Here is a 22,878-nt window from a genome sequence, read left to right as displayed (position 1 = left end):
ATCCAGACAGGCCGACGATCATGACTTCGACACTGCATCCCGCGCCGCCGAGCGCCGTCGCCGGTGCGCGCTCCACGGTCCGGTTCTGGCTGGATCCCGTTCTTGACCCGCAGAGCGCCAGGGACGGAACGTGGTGGCCGTACTCCGGGGACGCCGCCGCCGAGCTGCCCGGCCTCATCGCCGCGGCCGACCAGCGGCTGGGCCGGACCACCCTGCGCGTCGGTCTGCATGCCGATGCCTGGGACGACATCCCGCACCGCATCCCGGCCCGTGGCCGGCAGGTCCGGGTGGACTGCCTGCGCGAGGGCGATCCGCACCTGATCGTCCTGACCCTCGATGGAGGTCGATCCGTCAGGCTGCTGGTCGTCCCGTGCGGCGCCGTGCCCGACCAGGCGGCGGGCCCGCCCGGCGCTCCCCGGCCCGCCGGGTCGGCCGCCGGCCCACCGGAGGCCGGCGACCTGGCCGGATGGGAGAACGAGGGCGGACACCTCGCCGACCAGGACACGGAAGGCGCGCCCCGCCGGGAGCCGCCCGCGTCTCTTCGCCGATCGGAGCACCGCGTGACCGTCGTCGACGCCTTCCCGCTCGGCAGAGGCGATCCGTCGGCGCCGACCACCGTCCGCCTGTCCGGCGAGCTCGACATGTTCACCAGTCCGGCGCTGCGCTCGCGGCTGCTGGACATCCTGAAGTCCAGCACGAGCCTGCTCATCCTCGACCTGTCCGACGTGTCGTTCTGCGACGCCTCCGGCCTGGCCGTCATGGTCGGCATCCAGCAGCGCGCCCGGCCGATGGGCATCACCGTGGCCCTGTCCTCGCCCCGGCCGTTCATGTCGAAGCTGCTGCGCATCACCGGTCTGGACCGCAGTCTGCCGGTGGCGGGGTGACCACGGCGAACGTGTGCTAGACTGAGGGAAGTTGCAGTTGTGGTACCCATAAAGACTTTATGCGCGCCTGACAGAGCATGATCTGCAGGCGCGTTTTTCTTAACCGGTCATCTCCGGATGGGCTCATCACGGCGACACGGGATTCGAGTCGAATCCTGGCCCGTCTACGCATGTATCTGAAGGAGATCGACATGGCTACTGGAACCGTGAAGTGGTTCAACGCCGAAAAGGGCTTCGGCTTCATCGCGCAGGACGACGGCGGCGCCGACGTCTTCGCTCACTACTCCAACATCGTCGCCAACGGCGGCTACCGCGAGCTGACCGAGGGCCAGAAGGTGTCCTTCGACGTCGTCCAGGGCCAGAAGGGCCTGCAGGCGGAGAACATCGTCGCCGCCTGACCTGACGCGCGTCACGGGTCTGGGTCCGCATCAGTGCGGGCTCAGGCCCGTTTTTCTTTGCCTGCGCGAGGAAAGGCTGGGGCAACCGGGCCAAGGCCGGGGAGATGTCACACTTGAAGGAGGAATGACGTCTTCTCTAGTAGGCGTCGTCTCAGCGGGCGGGGCCTGAAAGGTGCGGCGCACTCCACAGCGAGGTGAACCTTGGCCCCAGCTTCCTACACCGATCCCGGCGCCTGGCGGATCGCCATGGACGCCAGCGAGGCGATCCTGTCGACCGGCGCCGGGACGCGTGCCTTCCACGGCTCCTTCTACCTGAGCCCGGCCGGATCGCTGGCGGGCTTCAAATTGCGGCTCACCTTCCCGGGGGCGCCTGAGCCCCTCTTCTGGGACTCGGTGAGCCTCGACGGCGGCCCCGACGTGCGAGGAGTCGGCCGGCTGCGACTCGGCAGCCGGGAGGCGGTCACCAGGGTGTCCGGGCTCTGCGTCCAGGTGCCCTTCGGGCGCGCCGGGGACTCGTACCTGAAGATCGTTCTGGCTGCCTCGTTCTCCCCGCTGCAGCTGCGCTGGCCCAGGTGGCGGCTGCGGCCGGTGACGCTCCGGCTGTTCAGCGAGGTCCGGCCCGCCTGGTGAGCCTCGTTCCGCCGGACCCCGCTCTCTCAGTCGCCGCCGCCGGGAACGGTCTCGGCGAGCCGGTCGGCCAGGTAGCGACGCTCGGCCTCGGTGGGAGCCAGGTCGAGCGCCTCGCGGTAGGCGCGGGCGGCCTCGGCGCGGCGGCCGAGGCGGCGGAGCAGGTCGGCGCGGGTGGCGGGCAGCAGGTGGTAGCCGGTCAGCGCGCCGGAGGCGTGGAGGGTCTCCACCAGCTCGAGTCCCGCTGCCGGTCCGTCGGCCATGGCGACGGCGACTGCCTGGTTCAGCCGCACTATCGGCGACGGTACGACCCGTACCAGCTGCCGGTAGAGCTCGGCGATCCGCGTCCAGTCGGTGTCGGCCGCGTCGGCGGCCGTGGCGTGGCAGGCGGCGATGGCGGCCTGCAGCTGGTACGGTCCTGCCCGGTCATGCCGGAGAGCCGCCTCCAGGACGGCGACGCCCTCGTCGATCTCGCCCCGGTTCCATCGGGTACGGTCCTGGCGCTCCAGGGTCACCAGCCCGCCGGCGGCGTCGACGCGGGTGGCGCGGCGGGAGTGGTGCAGCAGCATGAGCGCGAGCAGGCCGTACGCCTCGGGCTCGTCCGGCATGAGCCGCGCCAGCAGGCGGGCGAGACGGATGGCCTCCGCGCACAGGTCCCACCGCACCAGGTCGCTGCCCGTGCTGGCGGAGTAGCCCTCGTTGAACAGCAGATACAGGACGGCCAGCACCGAGCCGGTCCGCTCCGGCAGCAGGTGGGCCGGCGGCACCCGGTACGGGATGCCGGCATTGCTGATCTTGCCCTTGGCCCTGACCAGGCGCTTGGCCATCGTCGCCTCGGTGACCAGGAAGGCCCGGGCGATCTCGGCCGTGGTCATGCCGGTCAGGGTCCGCAGCGTCAGCGCCACCCGCGCCTCCAGCGGCAGCGCCGGGTGGCAGCAGGTGAAGATCAACCGTAGCCGGTCGTCCTGGACGCCGCTGTCTCCGGCGCCGAAGGCGTCATCCTCGGACGCCTCGACGGCCGCCGTCGCGGCCACCTCCCTTAGCTTGGCCGCCTCGGTCGACCTGCGGCGCAACCGGTCCACGGCCCGGTTGCGCGCCGTCGTGGTGAGCCAGGCGCCGGGGCGGCCCGGGAGGCCGTCGCGCGGCCAGCGCTCCAGCGCCAGCGTGAAGGCCTCCTGCGCGCACTCCTCGGCCAGATCCCAGTCGCCGGTCACCCGGATCAGGGTCGCGACGACGCGGCCCCACTCCTGGTGGAAGGCCTCGGCGACCGCCGCCTCGACCTCGGCCGTCACTCCTGCCAAAGCAGCCTCCTCTCGACCGGCTGTTCACTCCTCCCAAAGCGGTCTCACCTCGACCCAGCCGAACCTGGCGGAGGGGTGCTTGGACGCGATCTCGATCGCCTCGTCGAGGTTGTCGCACTCGATCAGGTCGAAACCGCCGATCTGCTCCTTCGTCTCGGCGAACGGCCCGTCGGACAGCAGCACCTCATCGCCACGCACCCGGACGGTCGTGGCGTCACTGCCGGGCCGCAGACGGGCACCCTGCAGGCGTACTCCCCGGCCGTCCATCTCCCGCACCCATGCGGCGGGGTCGGCGTCCTCCATGGGCACCCCGACGGAGTCGTTGTCGCAGACGAACATCACGTACCGCATGGCTCCTCCTAGTTGACCGGCTCGACGGTACGCCTGATGAGCACGCCGGCGAAAGGCAGCCGGAACGTCCAGGTCTTCCGCCGCCTGACGGCCTCGACCGGGGAGCCGGGCAGCGCGGAGCGGGCGAAGTCGTTGCGCGGACGCAGAGCGTAGGTGGCTGCGAGGAAATCGGGCATGACGCGCCTTCCTGTCCAGCGCCCGCTCGGGGGCGCCCCGTGTGTTGTCGTGACACCCTCACGACGAACGGGCAGACCCCCGATGGACAGGTTCAGCGCTTTGGCGAGAATTTTTCTCTCAGCGGACCTCCACCTCCGTGATGCGGGTGTAGTCGTTGGCGCCGTTCGAGGCCAGGGCGACGATGCGGACCGCGTCCGCCGTCACCGGCGTGAAGTCGGAGCGGACGAAGCCCGCCGTGTTGCCGCGGACCTGCGCCACCGTCTGCCACTGGCCGTTCAGCCCCGCCTGGACGTCCCAGTCGCGCAGCCCGAAGATCGAGGCCGGGTAGCGCTCGGTGTGCAGGGTGTAGAGGTCCACACGGGAGATCTGCTTGGGGCCGCCGAGCGCGATCGCCACTGTGTCGGGCCAGGCCCTGGCCGTGGCGTCGTTCCAGCCGTTGCCGCCGGCCCAGCCGTTGGAGCCGGAGTCGCCGTCCGCGACGCTGCACGGCGGGTAGTTGGCGTTGGTGTGCTGGGACGAGGCGGTGACCGGGCGGCGGAGCGCGACATTGCCGCCGTTGTCGAGCTGGTCGAGGGTCACCACCTGCACCGGAACGGACAGCGTCTGGCTCGGGGTCTTGAGCCGTAGCGCGTACGAACCCTCGGAGGTGGTGGGCGGGACGGCGATCAGCAGCTTCGCCCCGAGCTCGTAGCCGGGCGGCAGATAGCTGGTCAGCATCGAGCGGGAGGCGGTCAGCGGCTGGTCGATCTCCACGGACAGGTTCGCGTACGAGGGAGCCTTCGCGTCGCTGCGCATGCCGATCTCGATCTTGGCAGGGCAGGCGGGGTCCACGCCGAGCGGGGCGACCACGCGGTCGGACCCGGCGATCGGGGTGAGCCTGCCGGTGCCCTTGGAGGTCCCTGGCTTGATCTTGACCGAGGGGACCGACGGGGGGTCGGTGGGCTGCCAGGCCGCGGCCGTGGCGGTCAGGACGGTGGCGGCGGCCAGCGCGGCGGTGAGGAGTCGCATGATCGGTCCTTTCCTGTCAGAGCGCGTGCAGGCCGGGCCGGCCGTCGAGGGTCACGAGGCTGGCCCTGGTGGAGACCGGCGCGCCGGGCCGGTCCACGTACGGGACCACCTTGAAGTCCGCCCGCCACTGGCTCCTGGTGACCTCACAGGACACGTAGCCGCGCTGGTAACTGGAGAAGCGGAGATGCGGGTTGACCGGGTCGCTGCCGCCGGGCGGCAGACCGGTGCTCGCGTTGCCGTTGCCGCCGCTGGTGACCGAGGTGCCGACGAACTCCACGCCGACCGTGCGCGACGAGGGGTCGTCGAAGTTCGACTTGAGCTCGCCGGCCAGGTTGTAGTGGATGTCGCCGGTCAGCACGACGGGGTTGCTGACCTGCCGCTCGACCATGCCGTTCAGCACGCGGTCCTTGGCGGCCTTGTAGCCGTCCCAGAGGTCCATGCTGAGCTTCTGGGCGGGCCCCGCGTCGTAGTCGAGCTGGATCATGGCGATCTGCTGGGCCAGCACGTTCCACTTGGCGCGGGAGGCGCCCAGGCCGTCGAGCAGCCACTTCTCCTGCTCGGCACCGAGCATCTGGCGCGCCGGGTCGAGCCGCTCCGCGCAGTCGATCTGCTGACCGTCGCCGCAGACCTGGTCGTCGCGGTACTGGCGGGTGTCCAGCACGTTGAACTCGGCCAGGTCCCCGAAGGAGAAGCGGCGGTAGATACGCGCGTCGGGCCCCTGCACGGCGGGCACCCGGATGGGCATGTTCTCCCAGTACGCGCGGAAGGCGTTGGCCCGGATCACCAGGTAGTCCTGCTCGGTCACCTCGCCGCCTGGGCCGTACCTGCCCGCCCAGTTGTCGAGCACCTCGTGGTCGTCCCAGGTGACGATCCACGGCGCCACCTGGTGCGCGGCCTGCAGGTCGGGGTCGCTCTTGTAGAGGCCGTACTGGACGCGGTAGCGGTCGAGCGTGTCGCACTGCACCCGGAACTGCTCGGGCACCGGCGTGTTGCGGTTCCCGCCCGAGGGCACGATGCCGTACTCGTAGATGTAGTCCCCGAGGTGGAAGACCACGTCGGGGTTCTCCTCGGCGAGGTGGCGGTAGGCCGAGTAGTAGCCGTCCTGCCAGGACGCGCACGAGGCGAAGGCCAGCCGGAGCGACTCGGGGCTGCTCCGCAGCGCGGGCGCCGTCCTGGTCCGGCCCACCGGGCTGAGCTCGCCGCCGGTGCGGAAGCGGTAGAAGTACTCGCGGCCTGGGCGCAGGCCCTTGGCATCCACGTGGACCGAGTGGCCGTACTCGGGGGTGGCCCAGACGGAGCCGTGCCCCGCGCGCCGGGTGAAGCCCTCGTCCTCCGCGATCTCCCAATCAACCTTGATCTTGTTGTACGGCAGCCCGCCCAGCGGCTCGAGCGGCCTGACCGCCAGCCGGGTCCAGAGGATCACCCGGTCGGGCAGCGGGTCTCCGGAGGCGACGCCGAGCTGGAAGGGATAGTCGCCCTTGACCGTGGCGCCGGCCGTCCACGGGTCGGCGAGGTCGGTGCTGAACGCCAGGGCTAAAGCGCTGAGACCGAGGAATGAACGGCGCGTGTGCATGCTGCTTCCTCATATGGGGGGCGAAAGCGGGCGAAAGCCCTCACTTTGTAGCAAGCAGGCAAGGTCTTAACAAGGCTTAAGTTACAAATCACAGAGAATCTTGTTACAACTCGGCGACCTCGACCCGCCGGTGCCGGTCGCGCAGCCGCTGCAGCATCTCGGCGGGCGCGCCCGAGTCGACCACGACGACGTCGAAGTCGTCGAGCGGCGCGACCCTGTGCAGGGCCACCCTGGCCAGCTTGGAGCCGTCCACGGCCAGGATCCGCCGCGTGCCGGAGCGCAGCATCGCCCGCTTGACCAGCACGATCTCCTGCTCCTGATGGAAGGCGTACTCGTCGGAGACCGCCGAGGTGGAGACCACGACCACGTCCGTGCTGACCGCCTCGACCGCGTCCACGCAGCCGAGCCCGAGGAACGAGTCGTGGGTGGCGTGGTACTCGCCGCCGAGCGCGATGAGCCGGATGTCGGGGGTGCCGGCGAGCAGCCTGATCGCCTCGAGGAAGTTGGTCAGGACGGTCAGCGGCGCGAGCTCGCCCAGGTGGCGGGCCACGGCCAGCGCCGTGGTGGAGTCGTCGAGCATGACGGAGCTGCCCGGCTCGATCAGCCCGGCCACCACCCTGGCGATCGCGTCCTTCTCCGCGGTGTGCGCCTGGAGCCGGTAGGCGATGTTGCTCTCCCAGACGTTGGAGGCCTGGGCGGTGACGCCGCCGCGGACCTTGCGCACCATGCCCTGGCGCTCGAGCTCGTCGAGGTCGCGGTGCACGGTCATGACGCTCACCTCGAAGCTCTCCGCCAGCTCCGTCACCGTGGCTGAGCCCCGCCGGACGATGTGCTCGGCCATGTCCCGCCACCGGGCGGACTTGCCGGAGGTGTGCTGCCGCGACTTCACCAAAGCCCTCACCCTCGTTACGACGGTTGCGGATCCTACTCTTGACACCCGCCTCGGGCGACTCGTAGCCTCCCGACATCCCTCAGATTTAACAATGTTGGCTGTTAACTTAACAGGCCCGTCATTAAAACGTTCGTATCGGCTCCCCAGCGCCGGGCGAGGAGACATGACATGACCGATCTGCGCGACGCCCGAATGAGCCGGGTCCAGTTCTTCCGCATGATGGGGGGCCTCGCGGTGGCGGCGGCGGCCACCGCCTGCTCGACCAAGCCCGAGACCACCGCCACGACCGGAGGAGGAGGGGCGGCGGCCGTCGACCTGAAGGCCGTGGGCGTGGCCGACCAGAAGGCGCCGCTGGACGAGCTGATCGCCGCGTACCAGAAGGTCAAGCCGGATGTGCGGCTCACCGCCTCGTACGCCCCCACCGACCAGGTGCAGACCTCCGTACGCACCCAGCTCGGCGCGGGCAACGGCCCCGACCTGCACGTGGTCTATCCGGGCAACGGCAGCGCCATGTCCATGAGCCAGATCGCCAAGGCCGGGCTGCTGGCCGACCTGTCCGCCCAGGCGTGGACGCAGACGATCCCGGCCGGCTTCAAGCCCGCCTTCCAGCTCGACGGCAAGACCTACATCTACTCCGCCGGCTCGTCGGTCATCGGCGCCGTCTACAACAAGAAGGCCTTCCAGAAGGCGGGCGTGGACGCGCCGCCGACCACGTGGACGGAGTTCCTGTCCGTCTGCGACAAGCTGAAGAAGGCCGGCATCGTGCCGATCGCGCTGGGCGCGCAGACGCCGTGGGTCACCCAGCTCATCACGTACGCGCTGGTGCCCTCCACCGTCTACGCCAAGGACCCGACGTTCGACGACAAGCAGCTCGCCGGGCAGACCACGTTCGCCCAGTCGGGCTGGCGGCAGGCCATGGAGATGTACCTGGAGCTGCAGAAGCGCGGCTTCTTCAACGACAAGCCGAACGGCACCACGTTCGAGCAGCAGATCTCGATGGTGGCCACCGGCAAGGCCGGCATGGCGATCCAGGTGTCGGCCGTGCTGCCCGACTTCCGCAAGGCGGCCTCCTCGCCCGACGACCTGTCGATGTTCCCGGTGCCCGGGGCCGACGACGCCAACCAGGTGTGGATCCCGGCGGGCGTGGTCGTCGGTCTCGGCGCGAACGCCAAGGGCAAGAACGTCGAGCAGGCCAAGGCGTTCATCGACTTCCTCGGCAAGCAGGAGAACATCAACGCCTGGGCCAAGACCATCGCCGCCATCCCGCTCACCCAGGACGCCTCGTCCACCATCGACCCGGCCGTGGAGTCGTTCCTGCCGTTCACCAAGGACCGGGCGGTGCCCTTCATGGACCAGCGCTGGCCCAACGCCGAGGTGCAGCCCGTGCACTTCGCGGTGATCCAGGAGCTGCTGGCCGGCAAGTCGAGCATCGACGAGGCTCTGAAGAAGATGGACGAGGCATACAAGAAGTGACTTCCCTGACCATGCGGCGGCGGTCGGCGGTCTCGCGGCGCAGGCGGCGCTTCAGCGCCGCCTCCCCGTCCTGGCTGTTCGCCGCGCCCGCCCTCGTCGTCTACGCGCTGGTCGTGCTCTACCCGGCCGCTGCCGGCGTGGTGTACGCCTTCACGGACTGGAGCGGCATCGGCCAGGACATGTCCTTCGTCGGGCTGGCCAACTTCGGCACGCTCCTGCACGACGAGCAGGCCATGGGCTCGATCGGCAACACGCTGCTGCTCACGGTGGCCATCGTGGCCGTGCAGAACGGCGTCGGCCTGCTGCTCGCCCTGGGCGTCAACGCCAAGCTGAAGAGCCGGGCGCTGCTGCGGGTGATCTTCTTCGCGCCCGTGGTCGTCAGCCCGGTCATGGTGGCGTTCCTGTGGAAGTACGTCTACAACCCCGACCCGTCAGCCGGCCTCAACGGCCTGCTCGGCCTGCAGGTGGACTGGCTGGGCGACCCGTCGGTCGCGCTCTGGTCGATCGCCGGCATGGTCGTCTGGCAGTACGCCGGCTACTCCATGGTCATCTTCCTGGCCGGGCTGGAGGGCGTGCCCAAGGAGCTGCACGAGGCGGCGATGATCGACGGAGCGGGCACGTTCCAGCGCTTCCGCTACGTCACCTGGCCGCTGCTCGCCCCGGCCGTGACGATCAATCTCATGCTCTCCACGATCGGCGGGCTCAAGCTCTTCGACCAGATCTTCGCCGCCACCAACGGCGGCCCCGGCTACGCCACGGAGACCCTGTCCACGGTGCTGTACAAGCAGGCGTTCGTGTTCGGCAAGTTCGGCTACAGCACCGCCATCGCGCTGGTGCTGGCGCTGTTCGTGGCGGCCGTCAGCCTCATCCAGGTCTACTACCTGCGCAACCGCGAGGTGACCGCATGAGAAGGACGTTCCTGCTGGAGATCGTGATGATCGCGGTGGCGGTGGCGTTCCTGTTCCCCGTCTACACGCTGGTCTCCCTGTCGCTGAAGGACCCGGCGCAGATCTCCCAGACGCCGCTGGCGCTGCCGAACCCGCCCACGCTGGCCAACTTCGGCAAGGCGTGGACGGCCGCCGCGCTCGGCCCCTCACTGGTGAACAGCACGGTGATCACCGTCGTCAGCCTGCTCGCGCTCATCGCGCTCGGCTCGTTCGCCGCCTACTTCCTGGCCCGCGTGCAGACCCGGCTCGGGTACGGCCTCTACATCCTCTTTCTGCTGGGCATCGTGCTGCCGTTCCAGCTCGGCATGATCCCGCTCTACGAGCTGGTGACCGACCTGGGGCTGATCGGCACGCACGCCGGGATGATCCTCTTCTACACCGGCATCCAGCTGCCCTTCACGGTCTTCCTCTACACCGGCTTCATCCGCGCGCTGCCCCGCGACTACGCCAGCGCCGCCCAGATCGACGGCGCCTCGCACCTGACCGCCTTCACCCGGGTGATCTTCCCGCTGCTGCGGCCCATCACCGGCACCGTGCTCATCCTCAACGCCGTCTTCATCTGGAACGACTTCTTCACCCCGCTGCTCTACCTGGGCGGCTCCGGGTTCGAGACGGTCCCGGTCAGCGTCTTCGCCTTCGTCGGCCAGTACGTCTCCGACCACGGCCTGGTCTTCGCCGGGCTCGTGCTGGGCGCGCTGCCGATCGTGCTGGTCTTCCTGGCGCTGCAGCGCTACGTCATCAAGGGCTTCGCCAGCGGGCTGAAGGGATGACCGCCTTCGAGGTGCTGCGCCACCCGCCGCGGGAGTTCTCCCCGGCGGCCATCTGGTGGTGGAGCGGCGAGCCGCTCCGCCGCGACCGGCTGCGCTGGCAGATGGAGCGCCTGGTCGCCGGGGGAGTGCGCAACCTCGTCATCCTCAACCTGGCGCCGTCGGGGCCGCTGTTCGGCGCCGACGCCGACGACCCGCCGTTCCTGTCCGAGGCGTGGTGGGAGCTGCTCGACGGGGTCTGCGCCGACGCCTTCGAGCTGGGCGCGTACCTGTGGTTCTACGACCAGCTCGGTTTCTCCGGCGCCGATCTGCAGGCCCGGCTCGTCCAGGAACATCCGGAGTTCGCCGGTCAGTGGCTGGCCGCCGACGGGTCCGTCTCGACGCGCGGCTTCGACTACCTGTCCCGCGACGCCTGCGCGGTGCTGCTCGACCGGGTGCACGGGGAGTTCGAGCGCCGGGTGGGCCACTGGTTCGGCAAGGTGATCGCCGGGTCGTTCCAGGACGAACTGCCCACCCTGCCCACGTGGTCATCCACGTTCGCCGAGGAGTACGCGGCCCGGCGCGGCCGGTCGTTCTCACTCGACGAGCCGGACTGGCACGCCTACCAGCTCACCCGCGCCGAACTGGCCGAGGAGGCGTTCTTCCGGCCGCTGGCCGCCTGGCACGAGCGCCACGGCCTGCTCAACGGCTGCGACCAGCAGGACCCGGCCCGTGCCGGGCATCCCGTGGACGGGGTGCGGCTGTACGGCGACTACGCGCGTACCCATCGCTGGTTCAGCGCGCCCGGCTCCGACCACCACGGCGACGCGCGCCTGCACTCCTCGCTCGCCCACCTGTACGGCAGGCCGCGCACCTGGATCGAGGCGTTCCACTCCAGCGGCTGGGGCGGCACGCTCGAGGAGACCTTCGACTGGCTGCTGCCCTGGCTGCGGGCCGGCGCCAACCTCTACAACCCGCACGCCGTCTACTACACGACCAGGCGCGGCTGGTGGGAGTGGGCGCCCCCTTCGACCGACTGGCGCCAGCCGTACTGGCGGCACCACCGCGTCTTCGCCGACGCGGTCACCCGCCTGTGCGCGGCGCTCTCCCTGGGCCGCCACGCCTGCGACGTCGCGGTTGTCCTGCCCTCCGCGACGTCGCAGGCTGGCACCTCGCTGGAGGGGGTCTCTCCCGAGGCCGCGCGGTCCCAGGAGGTCTACCGCGAGCTCGTGGGCGACATGGCCTGGTTCGCGACCGTGCCGGGGGTGCTCGACCGGCTCTGCCTGGACGCCGACGTGATCGACGAGGACTCGGTACGTCGGGCGAGCGTCAAGGGCGGCCGGCTGTCCGTCTCCACCGAGGCGTACCGGGCGATCGTGCTGCCTGCCGTCACCGTGCTCGACGAGGACGTGGCCGCCCGGCTGAAGGAGTTCGCCGCCGACGGCGGACTGCTGGTCGCGGTCGGCACGCTGCCGGAGGGGCTGCCGGCCGCTTTCGTGGAGACGAGCGAGCAGCTGGGGGAGGCGCTGGCCGGGCTCGAACGGCGGGTCGAGGCGCCCGTGCCGCCGCTGGTGCGCGAGATCGGCGAGACCACGCTGGTGTTCCTGACCGCCACGCATCCCATGGCCAGCAGGATCGGCGTGGGCCGGCCCGAGGAGCGCGGCGCCGATCTGGGCTGGCTGGACGCCACCGTCTCCTTCGACCCGGGGCGCTACGCCCAGGAGATGCGGGTCAAGGTCCGGGGCGTGTCCGGGACGCCGCTGCTGACGAGTCCGTTCAGCGGAGAGCTCAGGGCGCTGCCGCACACCCGCGACGGCGATGCGGTGGAGGTGGTCGTGCCCTTCGACGACGGGCCCGCCGCGCTGCTGATCTTCGACGGGACCGTCTCCGAGGTGTCCTCGCCTCCGTCGTACCCCCGCGAGGTGGACCTCGGTGACGAGTGGGACGTCGAGCTGGTGCCGACGCTCGACGACACGTGGGCGGACTTCGGCACGCAGGCCACCGTCGAGCGCTGGACGCTGCGCACGCCGGACGGCGAGCCGGCGCACGCCACCTTCGCGCCCCGTGGGGAGCAGCGGGTGGGTGCCGGGCCGTGGACGCCCTCGGTGTGGTCGCCCTCGCGCGGGCTGCGCAAGGACCCGATCCACCGGGAGACCCTCGGGCCGAAGGGCCATGTGCCGGGCGAGTTCCTGGCGTTCGGGCAGGTGGAGGCGGGCGAGGAGGCACGCTTCCGCAGCGTGCTCACCGTCCCGGGCACCGGCTGGCTGGCGGTCGGAGCCGGGGCGGCCAAGACCGTGTGGCTGGACGGCGAGGAGCTGCCGCTGGACGACTCCGGGTACGCCGCGGTCTCGCGCTCGCCTGTCGCGCCCGGCGAACACCTGCTGGAGCTGCGGCTGATCCCTGACGAGCGGCTCGACCTGCGGGCCTATGCCTGCCTGGTCGCATCGCCGGCGGACGCGGCCTGGCCCGAGTGGATCGGCGGCTCTCCCATGGAGGCCACGGTGCGCGTCGGCGAGCCGCCGTACGAGCCGGTGCAGGTGGCCTCGACCGCGTTCTGCCGGGTGCTGGTCAACGGGCAGGAGGCGGGCAGGCAGGGCGGGTTCGATCCGTACGAGGAGGCGGACATCCCCAGGGTGCGCCGCTACGACGTGACCCGGCTGCTCCGGCCCGGTGACAACACGATCACCGTGGAGTCCGACGGCTGGGTGCTCGTGGACGGGCTCGCGGTCTCCGGCCCCGGCTGGACGTCGCGCCCGCGCGTACGGCGGCGCCAGCACGGCGACCCGGCCGCGCTCCACCTGCGTACCCGGCCGCATCCGCTGCCCGAGGCCGGCTGGCTGGACGGTCTCCCCACCGCCCTGCCCGCCACGTTCACCGTGCCCGGCGGCCGTCCGGCCGTCCAGCACTTCCTGTTCGACCCGCCGCCCGGCGTGACCGGGATCGAGGCGGACGCGACGGGTCCGGTACGGATCCGCGGAAGGGAGCTGGAGGTCACCGGGGAGCTGACCGGCCCCGTCCGCTTCACCTGCGGCCCCGGCCGTATGCGGCTCGGCGACTGGGAGGAGCGCGGCCTGTCCGGCTACAGCGGCGGCGTCCGCTACCGCACCACGATCGCCGCCGCCGGGCCGGGCGTGGTCGACCTCGGCAGGGTCCGGGGGACGGCCGAGGTGACGGTGAACGGGCGGCCCTGCGGGATCAGGGTCTGCTCGCCCTACACCTTCGACGTGCTGCTGGACGAGGGTGAGAACACCGTCGAGGTCCTCGTCCTCGGCACGCTCGCCCCGTACCTGGATGAGGTCAGCCCCACGCACTTCGTCTTCCCCGGCCAGCGCAGCACCGGCCTGTTCGGCCCGGTCCGCCTGCGCACGTCCTGACAGGGCGCTGCCAGCGTTCTGCCAGGGCGTCCGGCGACCGTGGGGCCATGGACATCCGACTTGGAGTGGTACGAGGCATCCAGTACGGCCTCATCGACAAGCCCGACACGTTCGCGCCGCAGGCCAGGGAGCTGGGCGCCGGGCTGGTGCGCGTGTTCTTCTACTGGTCGCAGCTCGAGCCCGAGCCCGGCCGCTACGACTGGTCCGCGGTGGACGCCGTGCTCGGCCAGGTCGACGACGGCACCGAACTCTGGTTCACACTCGGCGCGTCCTCGCCGTGGGGCTCCACCCGCGCCACCGACCTGCTGCCCGCCTCGCCGCCCCTCGACCCGGCGGCCTACGCGGCCATGCTGCGCGCCCTCGTCGGGCACTGCCGGGGCCGCGTGCGCCACTGGCAGTGCGAGAACGAGCCGTCCAACGCGCTGTTCTGGGCGGGCACGGCCGCCGACTACGTCGCCCACCTCCAGGGCTTCCACCAGGCGGTCAAGAGCGCCGACCCGGACGCCACGGTGGTGCTGGGCGGCTGCCCGCCCGGCGTCTTCCCCGCCCCGGACCGGCCCGACGGCGAGCGGGAATTCTTCCTGCAGGTCATCGACGAGGGCCGGGACGCCTACGACGTCTTCGACATCCACCTCTACGGCGACCCCTACCTGATCCCTCGCACGATCGAGGACGCGCGGGCGGCCGTGGGGGACAAGCCCGTCGTGGTGGGCGAGTACAACGGGCCGCTGCCGCTGCAGTTCCCCGAGGTGTTCGAGCACCTGACGGAGGTGATCGAGGCCGGAGCCATCCAGCCGTGGCACCGCCTGACCGTCCAGGACCTCTTCGACGGGACCTTCACCCCCGAGCCGGTGCACGCGGCGATGAAGCGGCTCTACGACCGGATGGCCGAGCTGCCGCCCGCGCTCCAGATGTTCATGACCGGCTGCCCGGAGGAGCTGGAGGCCCGGCGGCACCGGCTGAACGCCGACGACCTGCTCATCAGGAACATGCTGGCCCTGTCCTGCGGCATCCGGCTGACCGTGTGCTGGCAGCTCGGTCCCGATACGCCGGAGCCGCCGGAGCCGTACGACTTCCTGCAGCTGCTCTTCTCGAAGTTCCAGCTCATGGCGTTCGAGGGCGACAGCCTGTCCGTGCGCCACCCCTGCGCCGACGCGTTCGCCGAGCTGTCGTCGCGGCTGGCCGGAGCGGCGGACGTGCGCCGCGTGGAGGTGCCGGGACGGCCGGACGCCTACGTCTTCGAGCTGGTCGGCACGGGGGTGGAGGTGGCCTGGCTGCGCCCCTCGTCCCCCTCGTCCCCCTCGGCCCCCGAGCTGCCGGCTCTGGTCCGGAACGGCGCGACACTCACATCCCGGCCTCAGTTCACATGTGCGGCTGAGTGGTGAAATGTTCAGAACTCCACGCCGCCGACGAGCGGCGGGTTGAGCCGGGCGAAGCCCTCCTGCCGCCGGTACGGGTAGTAGGGGTACGGCACCGTGGTGGAGCCGGCCGCGTCCAGCCGCGCCACCTGGTCAGGCGTCAGGTTCCAGCCGATCGCCCCCAGGTTCTCGCGCAGCTGCGACTCGTCGCGGGCCCCGATGATGACCGAGGAGACGGTCGGCCGCTGGAGCAGCCAGTTCAGGGCGACCTGGGGCACAGAGCGGCCGGTCTCCGCGGCGATCTCGTCCAGGGCGTCCACCACCGTGTACAGCAGCTCGTCCGCCACCGGCGGCCCGAAAGCGGCGGTCTTGTGCAGGCGGCTGCCAGCGGGGATGGGCCGGCCGCGGCGGACGCGTCCGGTGAGGCGGCCCCAGCCGAGCGGGCTCCACACCACCGCGCCGACGCCCTGGTCGAGGCCGAGCGGCATCAGCTCCCACTCGTAGTCCCGCCCGACCAGGGAGTAGTACACCTGGTGCGCCACGTAACGCGGGTAGCCGTACCGCTCGGCGGCGGCCAGCGACTTCATGAGCTGCCAGCCGGAGAAGTTCGAGACGCCCACGTAGCGCAGCTTGCCCGCCCTGACCAGGTCGTCCAGCGTGGACAGCACCTCCTCCACCGGGGTCGCGGCGTCGAAGGCGTGCAGCTGGAAGAGGTCGATGTGGTCGGTTTCGAGGCGGCGCAGCGCGTCGTCGACCGCCTTGATCAGCCGGGGCCGGGAGGTGCCCGCGTCACCGGGGCCGTCGCCCGTGGGCAGGCCCGCCTTGGTGGAGATGAGGGCCCGGTCCCGCCGGCCCTTGAGCGCCTGGCCCAGCACCTCCTCCGAGGCGCCGTCGGAGTAGACGTCGGCCGTGTCGAACATCGTGACCCCCGCGTCCAGGGAGATGTCCACCAGCCGCCGGGCCTGCGCCACGTCGGTGTCGCCCCAGGCGCCGAAGAGCTCGCCCTTCCCGGCGAACGTGCCGGCGCCGAAGCTCAACGCCGGAACTTTGAGCCCGGACGCCCCCAACTGCCGATATTCCATGAAAAATCACTCCTTAACGGGTCAATCATTCCCTTAAGGAGGACACTAGCACGCTAACGGGAAGTCTGTTCCATTACAGTCGCATGTGCTTTGGGCGATCGAGTCAGGTGAAGACGTTCACGCGCACTGCGCCGTTCTCGCCCCAGCGGCCAGTGGGGAGATGGCGGCCCCGAGGAGCGCGCCGGTGGCGCCCGGTCAGAAGAGGGTCGAGCAGGCCGAGTCGGCGACGACGGGACCCGAAGCGGCGGCGACCGCGACGGCGAGTTGCGGCGGAGCGGCGGGCCGTCGGACACGCCGATGCGCTCGGCGAGGGCGAAGTGAATCCTGGACGCGACATGGAGGGGCGTCCATGCGGCCACTGCCCAGGCGATCCGTCGGCTGGTCCACGTGGTCATGCCACGATCGTGCCGGTCGCCTGGGCAGCGGCGGCTCCCCGTGAGGAGCGGAGGTCCTGCCTGTTACGGGGGAGAGGGCCTATGCCTCGATGCCCGCCTCCTTGGCGGCGCGGTCGATGGTCGCCAGCTCGTCCTCGGTGAAGTCGAGCCGGTCCACGGCGGCCACGTTCGCCTCGAGCTGCTCGGGGCTGGAGGCGCCGACCAGTACCGAGGTGATGCGCGGGTCCCTGAGCGCCCAGGCCAGGGAGAGCTGGGCCACCGTCTGCCCGCGGGAGGAGGCCAGCTCCGCGAGCGCCCGCACGAACGTCAGCACCTCAGGCGTGACCCGGTCGGGCGTGAGGAAGCGCCCTTCCGCTGCCCGCGAGTCGGCGGGGATGCCCTCGAGGTAGCGGTCGGTGAGCAGGCCCTGGGCCAGCGGCGAGTAGACCACGCAGCCGACGCCCTCCTGCTCGAGCACGCCCAGCAGGCCGCGCTCGATCTGCCGCTTGAGCAGCGAGTAGGAGGGCTGGTGGATCAGCAGCGGGGTGCCGAGGTCGCGCAGCAGCCGGGCGATCTGCGCGGTGCGCTCGGGCGAGAAGTTGGACACGCCCACGTACAGGGCGCGCCCCGTGCGGACCATGTGGTCGAGCGTGGCCGCCTGCTCTTCCAGCGGCGTGTCCTCGTCGTCGCGGTGCAGGTAGAAGATGTCCACGTAGTCGAGGCCGAGCCGCCCCAGCGACCGCTCGAGCGTGGCGAGCAGGTGCTTGCGTGAGTTGCCCTTGCCGTACGGGCCGTCCCACATCGGGTTGCTGCCCTTGGTGGTGACGACCACCTCGTCGCGCAGCGACCGTGGCAGCAGCCGGTTGAACGTCTCCTCCGCGGCGCCGAGCGGCGGGCCGTAGCGGTCGGCGATGTCGAAGTGCGTGATGCCGAGGTCGAGCGCCTTGTTGAAGATGGCGCGCTGGCTGTCGAGAGATTTGCCGCCGCCGAAGTTGTGCCACAGGCCGAGCGACACGGCGGGGAGGAGAAGGCCACTGCGGCCGCACCTTCGGTACGGCTGACGTTCGTAGTCCAACGATTACCTTCCTGCGATTCCGGTGAGCGTGACTCCCCGGATGAACGTCTTCTGTGCCAGGAAAAAGATGATAAGGATGGGCAAAATTGACACTAGCGCGACAGTCATCATCTGGTTCCACTGGGAGCATCGAGGGCGCTGACGCTTGGCGGATTTACGACATTGTCTGGCTTTATCTCGGAAGCGGGACGACTGCTGCGGCACCGATCATCGAGGGGTGACACGAGACCAGGTTTTTGGAACACCCCGGCGGCCTCGATGACGGGCGCCCTCCCCATTCCCCCTGTCGCCGAACTGAGGAAGCGCCAGAGCGCGAAATGGCGAACCTTCCCGGACGACGTCCTGCCCCTTCCGGTCGCGGAGATGGACTTCCCGCTGGCCGAACCGGTCGCCAAGGCTCTGCGCGAGGCGGTCGACCGGTCCGACACCGGCTACGCGGCACCAACCCGCGACCTTGCCGACGCGGTCAGCCGCTATGCCCGGCGCGAATGGGACTGGAAGATCGATCCCGATGACGTGCGGACCGTCACCGACGTCGGCATCGGCATCGTCGAAATCCTGCGCCGCGTCGTCAGCCCCGGAGACCGCGTGGCCATCAGCCCACCGGTGTACGAGCCGTTCTCCTGGTGGATCCGCGAGGTAGGAGCCCATGTCGTCGAGGCGCCGCTGGCCGAAGGACCGCAGGGATGGCAGCTCGACCTGGACGCCCTGGAACGCGCGTTCGCCGACCACGTCACGGCGTACGTGCTGTGCAACCCGCACAACCCCGTCGGCCTCGTGCACCGGCGTGAGGACCTGGTCGCACTCGCCGGATTGGCCGACAAGTACGGCGTGTACGTGCTCTCCGACGAGATCCACGCCCCGCTCGTCCTCCCTGGGGCCGAGTTCGTCCCGTTCCTGTCGGTGTCGGACGAGGCGAGGCGTTGGGGATTCTCGTTCCTGTCGGCCAGCAAGGGCTGGAACCTGGCCGGACTCAAAGCGGCCACCGTCATCACCGCCGACCCGGCGCCCAAACGGTACGTCGACCGTCTGTCGCCGCACTCGCTCTACCGCACCGGACACCTCGGAGTGATCGCCACGGTAGCCGCGTTCAACCTCGGTGACCCATGGCTCGCCGAGGTCCTGTCCGTCCTCGACCACAACAGGAAACTGCTGGAGGAACTGCTGGTGAAGCTGCTCCCCGACGTCCGCTACAGACAACCGCAGGCAGGCTTTCTGGCCTGGATCGACTTCCGAGCCCTGGGCTGGGGCGACGACCCCACCGACCACATCCTCGCCGCCGCCAAGGTCGCCCTGAACGCGGGACACCGCTACGGCCCTACCGGGATCGGCCACGCCAGGCTGAACTTCGGCTGCTCGGCAGAGACGCTCACCGAAGCCATCACGCGAATCGCCGCGCTCTCCTGAGCGAACTCGAGACTCGAACAGTGGAACAAGGCTTCCCCGGACGCGGGCCGTCGCGATGTGGCTGCGGCCGCACCTTCGGTGCGGCTGACGTTGGTAGTCCAACGATTACCTTCCTGCGATTCCGGTGAGCGTGACTCCCCGGATGAACGTCTTCTGTGCCAGGAAAAAGATGATAAGGATGGGCAGCATTGACACCAGCGCGACGGCCATCATCTGGTTGTACTGGGTCACGTACTGACCGTTGAACATGCCGAGCCCCTGCGCGAGGGTGATCTTCTCCATCGACCGCAGATAGATCGAGTTCTCCAGGTACTGGTTCCAGTTGGCGACGAAGGAGAACAGGCAGATCGCCGCGATCGCGGGCTTGGCCAGCGGGAGCATGACGCTCCACAGGATGCGCAGCTCCGAGGCCCCGTCGATGCGGGCGGCGTCGATGAGCTCCTGCGGGATCGTGGTGAAGAACTGGCGCAGCAGGAAGATGTAGAGCGCGACGCCGAAGAACTCCGGCACGATCAGCGGCAGGTACGTGTCGACCCAGCCGAGCTTGGAGAACATCACGAACTTCGGCACCAGCGTGATCTCGCGCGGGATCATCATGGTCGCCAGCAGCGCCGCGAACATGACGCCCGCCGCCCGCGCCCGCAGCCTGGCGAACGCGTACGCGGGCAGGATGCACGAGATCAGGTTGCCCGCCATGGACAGCGCGGTGATCACGATGGTGTTCAGCAGGAAGCGGTTGAACGGCAGCGACCCGGTCCAGCCCTTGAGGTAGTTGTCGAAGTTGAAGGAGTCGGGCAGCCACTGCGGCGGGAAGGCCAGGTTCGCGGCGTCCGACTTGAGCGAGGTCGTCACCATCCACAGGAACGGCAGCAGGAACACCGCCGAGCTGATGGCCAGCAGGATGTACGCGCCGGAGCGCCGGACCCTCCTGACGCGCTCGGCCTGCTCCGAGGTCAGGGACGTGCCCGGCCTGGTGGGGCGCGCGGGCTTGACCGCGGTCTCGACGAGCATCGGCGACCTCACTTGAACTCGTAGTGCACCCAGCGCCCGGCCAGGCTGAACTGGATCGCGGTCACGGCGATGACCAGCACGAACATCGCCCACGACAGCGTGGCCGCGTAGCCCATGTCGAAGTAGACGAACGCGTGCCGGTAGATGTAGAGCCCCAGCACCATCGTCGCGTTTCCGGGACCGCCCTCGGTCATGACGAGGATGAGCACGTAACTCTGCAGCGCCGCGATGAACCCGGTCACCACGTTGAAGAAGATGACCGGCGACATCATGGGCACGGTCACGCTCCAGAACCGGCGCCACCACCCCGCCCCGTCGATCTCGGCGGCCTCGTACAGCGTCCTCGGGATGCCCTGCAGCCCGGCCAGGTAGATGACGATCGTGTTGCCCGCCCCCCACACGCTCATCAGCACGAGCCCGGGGATGGCCCACTCCTGCGAGGCCAGCCAGCCGGGACCCTGGATGCCGAACGACGCCAGCACCTTGTTGATCAGCCCGTAGTCGGGGTGCAGGATGTTCAGCCAGAGCAGCGCCGTGGCCAGGCCCGAGACCACCGAGGGCAGGTACATCACGGTGCGGAACAGGCCCTGGAAGCGCAGCGGCTGGTTGAGCAGCAGCGCCAGCAGGAACGTGAACGTCACCCCGAGCGCCACCGAGCCGAGGCCGTACTCCACGGTGTTGCCGATCGACTCCCAGAACTCGGGGTCGTTGACCATGCGTACGTAGTTGGCGAAACCCACCCACTTCGGCGCCTGCAGGAGGTTCCACTGTATGAAGCTCAGCACGATGGCGGCGAGGATCGGGCCCGCGCTGAAGAGCACGAACCCGACCACCCACGGCGAGACGAACAGGTGGAAGCGGCGCGCCTCGCGGCGTGCCAGCGGGGTGGGAACGCTGACGGCGGTCATGCGATCTTGTTCTCGGCCAGTATGGGGGTGACCTTGTCGGCGATCTCCTTCAGCGCGTCGTCCACGCTGATCTTGCCGAGCATCGCGCGTTCCCAGATGGGCTTGGCCGTGTCGACGACCTTCTTGTTGGCCGGCAGCCGCAGCACGCCGTCGTCGGAGGCGTAGTCGGCCAGGACGTCCTTGACCAGCTTCGCCGTCTCCGCGGGGATGCCGACGGCCTTGGCGTTGGCGTCCCAGGCGGACTGCCGGGCGGGCGAGGTGATCTGGCGGAACTTGTAGCCCGAGGACGACAGGAACTCGTGCATGTAGAGCCAGGCGGCGTCCTTGTTCTTCGACGCGGCCGTCATCACCAGCGCGCTGCCCACGGCCGGGGTGAAGCGGCCGTCGGGGCCCTTGGGCACGTGCGTGGCGCCCCACTTGAACGCCTTCTGCTTGGACAGCTCCAGCATCAGCCAGGCGCCGTTGATCAGCATGGCCGCGTGCCCGGTCTTGAACGGGTCCACCTTCTCCAGCAGCTGCAGCTCGGCCAGGCTCGGCACCGCCTTGTCCTTGAGCAGCAGGTCCAGCCAGCGCCCCATGGCCTCCCTGGCTTTGGGCTCGTTGATCAGCACCTTGGACTCGGAGGCGTCCAGGAACCGGCCGCCGAACGGCATCAGGAAGACGGCGCTGAGGTCGGGGGCCGGCACCGGCATGGGGGAGAAGCCGTAGATCTTCCCCGCCCCCGACCCGCTGGTCATCTTCCTGGCCGTCTCGAAGAGCTTGTCGAACGTCCAGCTCTCGTCCGGATAGTCGAGTCCGGCCTTGTCGAACAGGTCCTTGTTGTAGAAGAGCAGCTTGGGCGCCATGTCGGTGGGCAGGCCGTACAGCTTGCCGTCGCGCTTGAAGTAGCCGAGCCCGCGCTGGGGGATGTCCTCCATGTCGAACTCGGGCGTCTTGGCGATGTACTCGTCCACGGGGTGCAGCATCTGGTTGGCGATGAGGTTCTGCGTCCAGGAGTAGTGGTTGTAGAGCACGTCGGGGAGCGTGCCGCCGGCCGCCTGGGCCATGTACTTCGTCAGGAACTGGTCGAAGGGCGACGACTCGCGCTTGATCTCGATGTTCGGATGGCGCTTCTTGAAGAAGAAGTCGAACTGGGCGTTGCGCACCTCGGTGACGGCGTCCGTGGTCATCGCCACCGTGATCGTCACCTTGGACGCCGGGTCGGCCACGTTCGTCTTCGGCCAGGTCAGCGAGCTGTTGAGCTGCTCGGCCGCCTCGAACGGCCAGGCGTCGCTGCCTGGCCGGTCGGGGTCGATCAGCTGGGCGCCGGACTGGACCGGCGCCGCGGCCTGCTTCTGCTGCCTGGTGTCCGCGCAGGCGGACAGCACGGGCGCGGTCGCGGCCGCCACCGCCAGGGCCAGCATCTGGCGACGGTTCATCTCCATGGAGGGCCTCTCAAAGGAAGAGCTCGATCACCGGCACCGCCACGTCCGGGCGCTGCACCGGGAGCTGCAGGGTCAGGGTCCCGGGCGGCAACGCGCCCAGGCGGGTGTGGCCGCTGTCCACGGCCGGGTCGGGGACCAGGATGCGGATCTCCGAGGCGTCGTTGAGCATTTGCGCGTAACGCACCTTTCCCGCCAGCCCCGGCAGGTGTAGATGCTTGTACGGCCAGGCGAACCCCCAGCTGCCGTTGAGCGTCTGGCAGGCCTCCCACACCTGCGCGGGCGGCGCCACCGGCTGGTACTGCTCGTCGGTGAGGCGCTCGCGCTGCTTGACCCACTCGTGCCGGGCGGCGAGCGCGTAGAGCCCCCAGTGGATGAACCGCCAGAATCGTTGCTCACGGAACTCGGCCGGCCGGGCGACAGAGGTCGGATGTATCGACGAGCTGCTGGGCTGTTCTGACGGCCGTCCGTGAGACATGGCCGTACCGTAG

At 69.9% G+C, this 22,878-nt stretch carries 21 protein-coding genes; 9 read left to right on the top strand and 12 right to left on the bottom strand.

Annotated features, from left to right (window positions below; translation table 11 throughout):
- The first annotated feature begins 20 nt into the window (after positions 1 to 20).
- The 3 genes from ABD830_RS02045 to ABD830_RS02035 all read left to right on the top strand — a co-directional run bounded on the left by ABD830_RS02045 (position 21) and on the right by ABD830_RS02035 (position 1,912).
- Positions 21 to 884, top strand: coding sequence for an STAS domain-containing protein (locus tag ABD830_RS02045; RefSeq protein ID WP_344984527.1), 864 nt, complete (start codon positions 21 to 23; stop codon positions 882 to 884).
- 191 nt (positions 885 to 1,075) lie between these two features.
- A complete protein-coding gene (locus ABD830_RS02040; RefSeq protein ID WP_344984526.1) occupies positions 1,076 to 1,282 on the top strand; it encodes a cold-shock protein in 207 nt (68 codons plus the stop codon).
- Positions 1,283 to 1,483: 201 nt separating this feature from the next.
- Complete coding sequence (locus ABD830_RS02035; protein WP_344984524.1) at positions 1,484 to 1,912, top strand: hypothetical protein; 429 nt, start codon at positions 1,484 to 1,486, stop codon at positions 1,910 to 1,912.
- Positions 1,913 to 1,938: 26 nt separating this feature from the next.
- Here the strand turns inward: ABD830_RS02035 and ABD830_RS02030 are convergent, their stop codons facing one another.
- From ABD830_RS02030 to ABD830_RS02005, 6 genes are all read right to left on the bottom strand, one after another.
- The gene (locus tag ABD830_RS02030; protein ID WP_344987603.1) at positions 1,939 to 3,201 is read right to left on the bottom strand and encodes an RNA polymerase sigma factor; all 1,263 of its coding nucleotides are present in this window, start codon (positions 3,199 to 3,201) and stop codon (positions 1,939 to 1,941) included.
- 33 nt (positions 3,202 to 3,234) lie between these two features.
- Complete coding sequence (locus ABD830_RS02025) at positions 3,235 to 3,561, bottom strand: YciI family protein (RefSeq protein WP_344984522.1); 327 nt, start codon at positions 3,559 to 3,561, stop codon at positions 3,235 to 3,237.
- An 8-nt stretch (positions 3,562 to 3,569) separates the two neighbouring features.
- Positions 3,570 to 3,737 carry a hypothetical protein gene (locus ABD830_RS02020; RefSeq protein WP_344984521.1) on the bottom strand — a complete coding sequence of 56 codons (168 nt, stop codon included), beginning with the start codon at positions 3,735 to 3,737 and terminating at the stop codon, positions 3,570 to 3,572.
- Positions 3,738 to 3,855: 118 nt separating this feature from the next.
- Positions 3,856 to 4,746: a discoidin domain-containing protein gene (locus tag ABD830_RS02015; RefSeq protein ID WP_344984520.1), complete on the bottom strand. Its 891-nt coding sequence runs from the start codon at positions 4,744 to 4,746 to the stop codon at positions 3,856 to 3,858.
- A 16-nt stretch (positions 4,747 to 4,762) separates the two neighbouring features.
- Positions 4,763 to 6,319, bottom strand: coding sequence for an alkaline phosphatase D family protein (locus ABD830_RS02010; RefSeq protein ID WP_344984519.1), 1,557 nt, complete (start codon positions 6,317 to 6,319; stop codon positions 4,763 to 4,765).
- Between the two features lie 103 nt (positions 6,320 to 6,422).
- Positions 6,423 to 7,208, bottom strand: a complete 786-nt coding sequence (locus ABD830_RS02005) for a DeoR/GlpR family DNA-binding transcription regulator (protein WP_344984518.1) — start codon at positions 7,206 to 7,208, stop codon at positions 6,423 to 6,425.
- 171 nt (positions 7,209 to 7,379) lie between these two features.
- On the opposite strand from ABD830_RS02005, the gene ABD830_RS02000 reads away from it, so the two are divergent.
- Genes ABD830_RS02000 through ABD830_RS01980 form a run of 5 tightly spaced genes read left to right on the top strand, consistent with a single transcriptional unit; the run spans position 7,380 to position 15,136 of the window.
- Positions 7,380 to 8,684, top strand: coding sequence for an extracellular solute-binding protein (locus ABD830_RS02000; RefSeq protein WP_344984517.1), 1,305 nt, complete (start codon positions 7,380 to 7,382; stop codon positions 8,682 to 8,684).
- Entirely contained in the window at positions 8,681 to 9,592 is a 912-nt protein-coding gene (locus ABD830_RS01995) for a carbohydrate ABC transporter permease (protein WP_344984516.1), read from the top strand. The genes ABD830_RS02000 and ABD830_RS01995 overlap by 4 nt, the downstream gene beginning before the upstream one ends.
- A complete protein-coding gene (locus ABD830_RS01990; protein ID WP_344984512.1) occupies positions 9,589 to 10,401 on the top strand; it encodes a carbohydrate ABC transporter permease in 813 nt (270 codons plus the stop codon). Before ABD830_RS01995 ends, ABD830_RS01990 begins: the two co-directional genes overlap by 4 nt.
- Positions 10,398 to 13,751, top strand: coding sequence for a hypothetical protein (locus ABD830_RS01985; protein ID WP_344984509.1), 3,354 nt, complete (start codon positions 10,398 to 10,400; stop codon positions 13,749 to 13,751). The genes ABD830_RS01990 and ABD830_RS01985 overlap by 4 nt, the downstream gene beginning before the upstream one ends.
- Positions 13,752 to 13,798: 47 nt before the next feature.
- The gene (locus ABD830_RS01980; RefSeq protein WP_344984508.1) at positions 13,799 to 15,136 is read left to right on the top strand and encodes a hypothetical protein; all 1,338 of its coding nucleotides are present in this window, start codon (positions 13,799 to 13,801) and stop codon (positions 15,134 to 15,136) included.
- A gap of 5 nt (positions 15,137 to 15,141) precedes the next feature.
- On the opposite strand, the gene ABD830_RS01975 is transcribed toward ABD830_RS01980, so the two are convergent.
- The gene (locus ABD830_RS01975) at positions 15,142 to 16,191 is read right to left on the bottom strand and encodes an aldo/keto reductase (RefSeq protein ID WP_344984507.1); all 1,050 of its coding nucleotides are present in this window, start codon (positions 16,189 to 16,191) and stop codon (positions 15,142 to 15,144) included.
- A gap of 474 nt (positions 16,192 to 16,665) precedes the next feature.
- Positions 16,666 to 17,640: an aldo/keto reductase gene (locus tag ABD830_RS01970; protein WP_344984506.1), complete on the bottom strand. Its 975-nt coding sequence runs from the start codon at positions 17,638 to 17,640 to the stop codon at positions 16,666 to 16,668.
- 258 nt (positions 17,641 to 17,898) lie between these two features.
- Between ABD830_RS01970 and ABD830_RS01965 the strand changes: the two genes are divergently transcribed.
- Positions 17,899 to 19,047, top strand: a complete 1,149-nt coding sequence (locus ABD830_RS01965) for a MalY/PatB family protein (protein ID WP_344984502.1) — start codon at positions 17,899 to 17,901, stop codon at positions 19,045 to 19,047.
- 105 nt (positions 19,048 to 19,152) lie between these two features.
- Here ABD830_RS01965 and ABD830_RS01960 read toward each other — a convergent pair whose 3' ends face one another.
- Genes ABD830_RS01960 through ABD830_RS01945 form a run of 4 tightly spaced genes read right to left on the bottom strand, consistent with a single transcriptional unit; the run spans position 19,153 to position 22,865 of the window.
- On the bottom strand, positions 19,153 to 20,058 hold the full coding sequence (locus ABD830_RS01960; protein ID WP_344984501.1) for a carbohydrate ABC transporter permease: 906 nt from the start codon (positions 20,056 to 20,058) through the stop codon (positions 19,153 to 19,155).
- A gap of 8 nt (positions 20,059 to 20,066) precedes the next feature.
- Positions 20,067 to 20,966 (bottom strand): carbohydrate ABC transporter permease, encoded by a 900-nt coding sequence (locus ABD830_RS01955; protein ID WP_344984500.1) that lies wholly within the window; start codon positions 20,964 to 20,966, stop codon positions 20,067 to 20,069.
- A complete protein-coding gene (locus ABD830_RS01950; protein ID WP_344984499.1) occupies positions 20,963 to 22,384 on the bottom strand; it encodes an ABC transporter substrate-binding protein in 1,422 nt (473 codons plus the stop codon). The genes ABD830_RS01955 and ABD830_RS01950 overlap by 4 nt, the downstream gene beginning before the upstream one ends.
- A 16-nt stretch (positions 22,385 to 22,400) precedes the next feature.
- Positions 22,401 to 22,865, bottom strand: a complete 465-nt coding sequence (locus ABD830_RS01945; protein ID WP_344984497.1) for a hypothetical protein — start codon at positions 22,863 to 22,865, stop codon at positions 22,401 to 22,403.
- Positions 22,866 to 22,878: the final 13 nt, after the last annotated feature.

This window comes from Nonomuraea helvata (genome assembly GCF_039535785.1).
GTDB classification, from domain to species: domain Bacteria; phylum Actinomycetota; class Actinomycetes; order Streptosporangiales; family Streptosporangiaceae; genus Nonomuraea; species Nonomuraea helvata.
The sequence above is the reverse complement of the archived record's forward strand: the minus strand, read 5'-3'. Positions and strand labels throughout refer to the sequence as shown.

Excerpts from the sequence above, each read along its gene's own strand:
- ABD830_RS02045 (WP_344984527.1), top strand. The coding sequence starts at position 21 with ATGACTTCGACACTGCATCCCGCGCCGCCGAGCGCCGTCGCCGGTGCG.
- ABD830_RS02040 (WP_344984526.1), top strand. The coding sequence starts at position 1,076 with ATGGCTACTGGAACCGTGAAGTGGTTCAACGCCGAAAAGGGCTTCGGC.
- ABD830_RS02025 (WP_344984522.1), bottom strand. The coding sequence starts at position 3,561 with ATGCGGTACGTGATGTTCGTCTGCGACAACGACTCCGTCGGGGTGCCC.
- ABD830_RS02020 (WP_344984521.1), bottom strand. The coding sequence starts at position 3,737 with ATGCCCGATTTCCTCGCAGCCACCTACGCTCTGCGTCCGCGCAACGAC.
- ABD830_RS02015 (WP_344984520.1), bottom strand. The coding sequence starts at position 4,746 with ATGCGACTCCTCACCGCCGCGCTGGCCGCCGCCACCGTCCTGACCGCC.
- ABD830_RS02010 (WP_344984519.1), bottom strand. The coding sequence starts at position 6,319 with ATGCACACGCGCCGTTCATTCCTCGGTCTCAGCGCTTTAGCCCTGGCG.
- ABD830_RS02000 (WP_344984517.1), top strand. The coding sequence starts at position 7,380 with ATGACCGATCTGCGCGACGCCCGAATGAGCCGGGTCCAGTTCTTCCGC.
- ABD830_RS01990 (WP_344984512.1), top strand. The coding sequence starts at position 9,589 with ATGAGAAGGACGTTCCTGCTGGAGATCGTGATGATCGCGGTGGCGGTG.
- ABD830_RS01985 (WP_344984509.1), top strand. The coding sequence starts at position 10,398 with ATGACCGCCTTCGAGGTGCTGCGCCACCCGCCGCGGGAGTTCTCCCCG.
- ABD830_RS01980 (WP_344984508.1), top strand. The coding sequence starts at position 13,799 with ATGGACATCCGACTTGGAGTGGTACGAGGCATCCAGTACGGCCTCATC.
- ABD830_RS01975 (WP_344984507.1), bottom strand. The coding sequence starts at position 16,191 with ATGGAATATCGGCAGTTGGGGGCGTCCGGGCTCAAAGTTCCGGCGTTG.
- ABD830_RS01965 (WP_344984502.1), top strand. The coding sequence starts at position 17,899 with ATGACGGGCGCCCTCCCCATTCCCCCTGTCGCCGAACTGAGGAAGCGC.
- ABD830_RS01960 (WP_344984501.1), bottom strand. The coding sequence starts at position 20,058 with ATGCTCGTCGAGACCGCGGTCAAGCCCGCGCGCCCCACCAGGCCGGGC.
- ABD830_RS01955 (WP_344984500.1), bottom strand. The coding sequence starts at position 20,966 with ATGACCGCCGTCAGCGTTCCCACCCCGCTGGCACGCCGCGAGGCGCGC.
- ABD830_RS01950 (WP_344984499.1), bottom strand. The coding sequence starts at position 22,384 with ATGAACCGTCGCCAGATGCTGGCCCTGGCGGTGGCGGCCGCGACCGCG.
- ABD830_RS01945 (WP_344984497.1), bottom strand. The coding sequence starts at position 22,865 with ATGTCTCACGGACGGCCGTCAGAACAGCCCAGCAGCTCGTCGATACAT.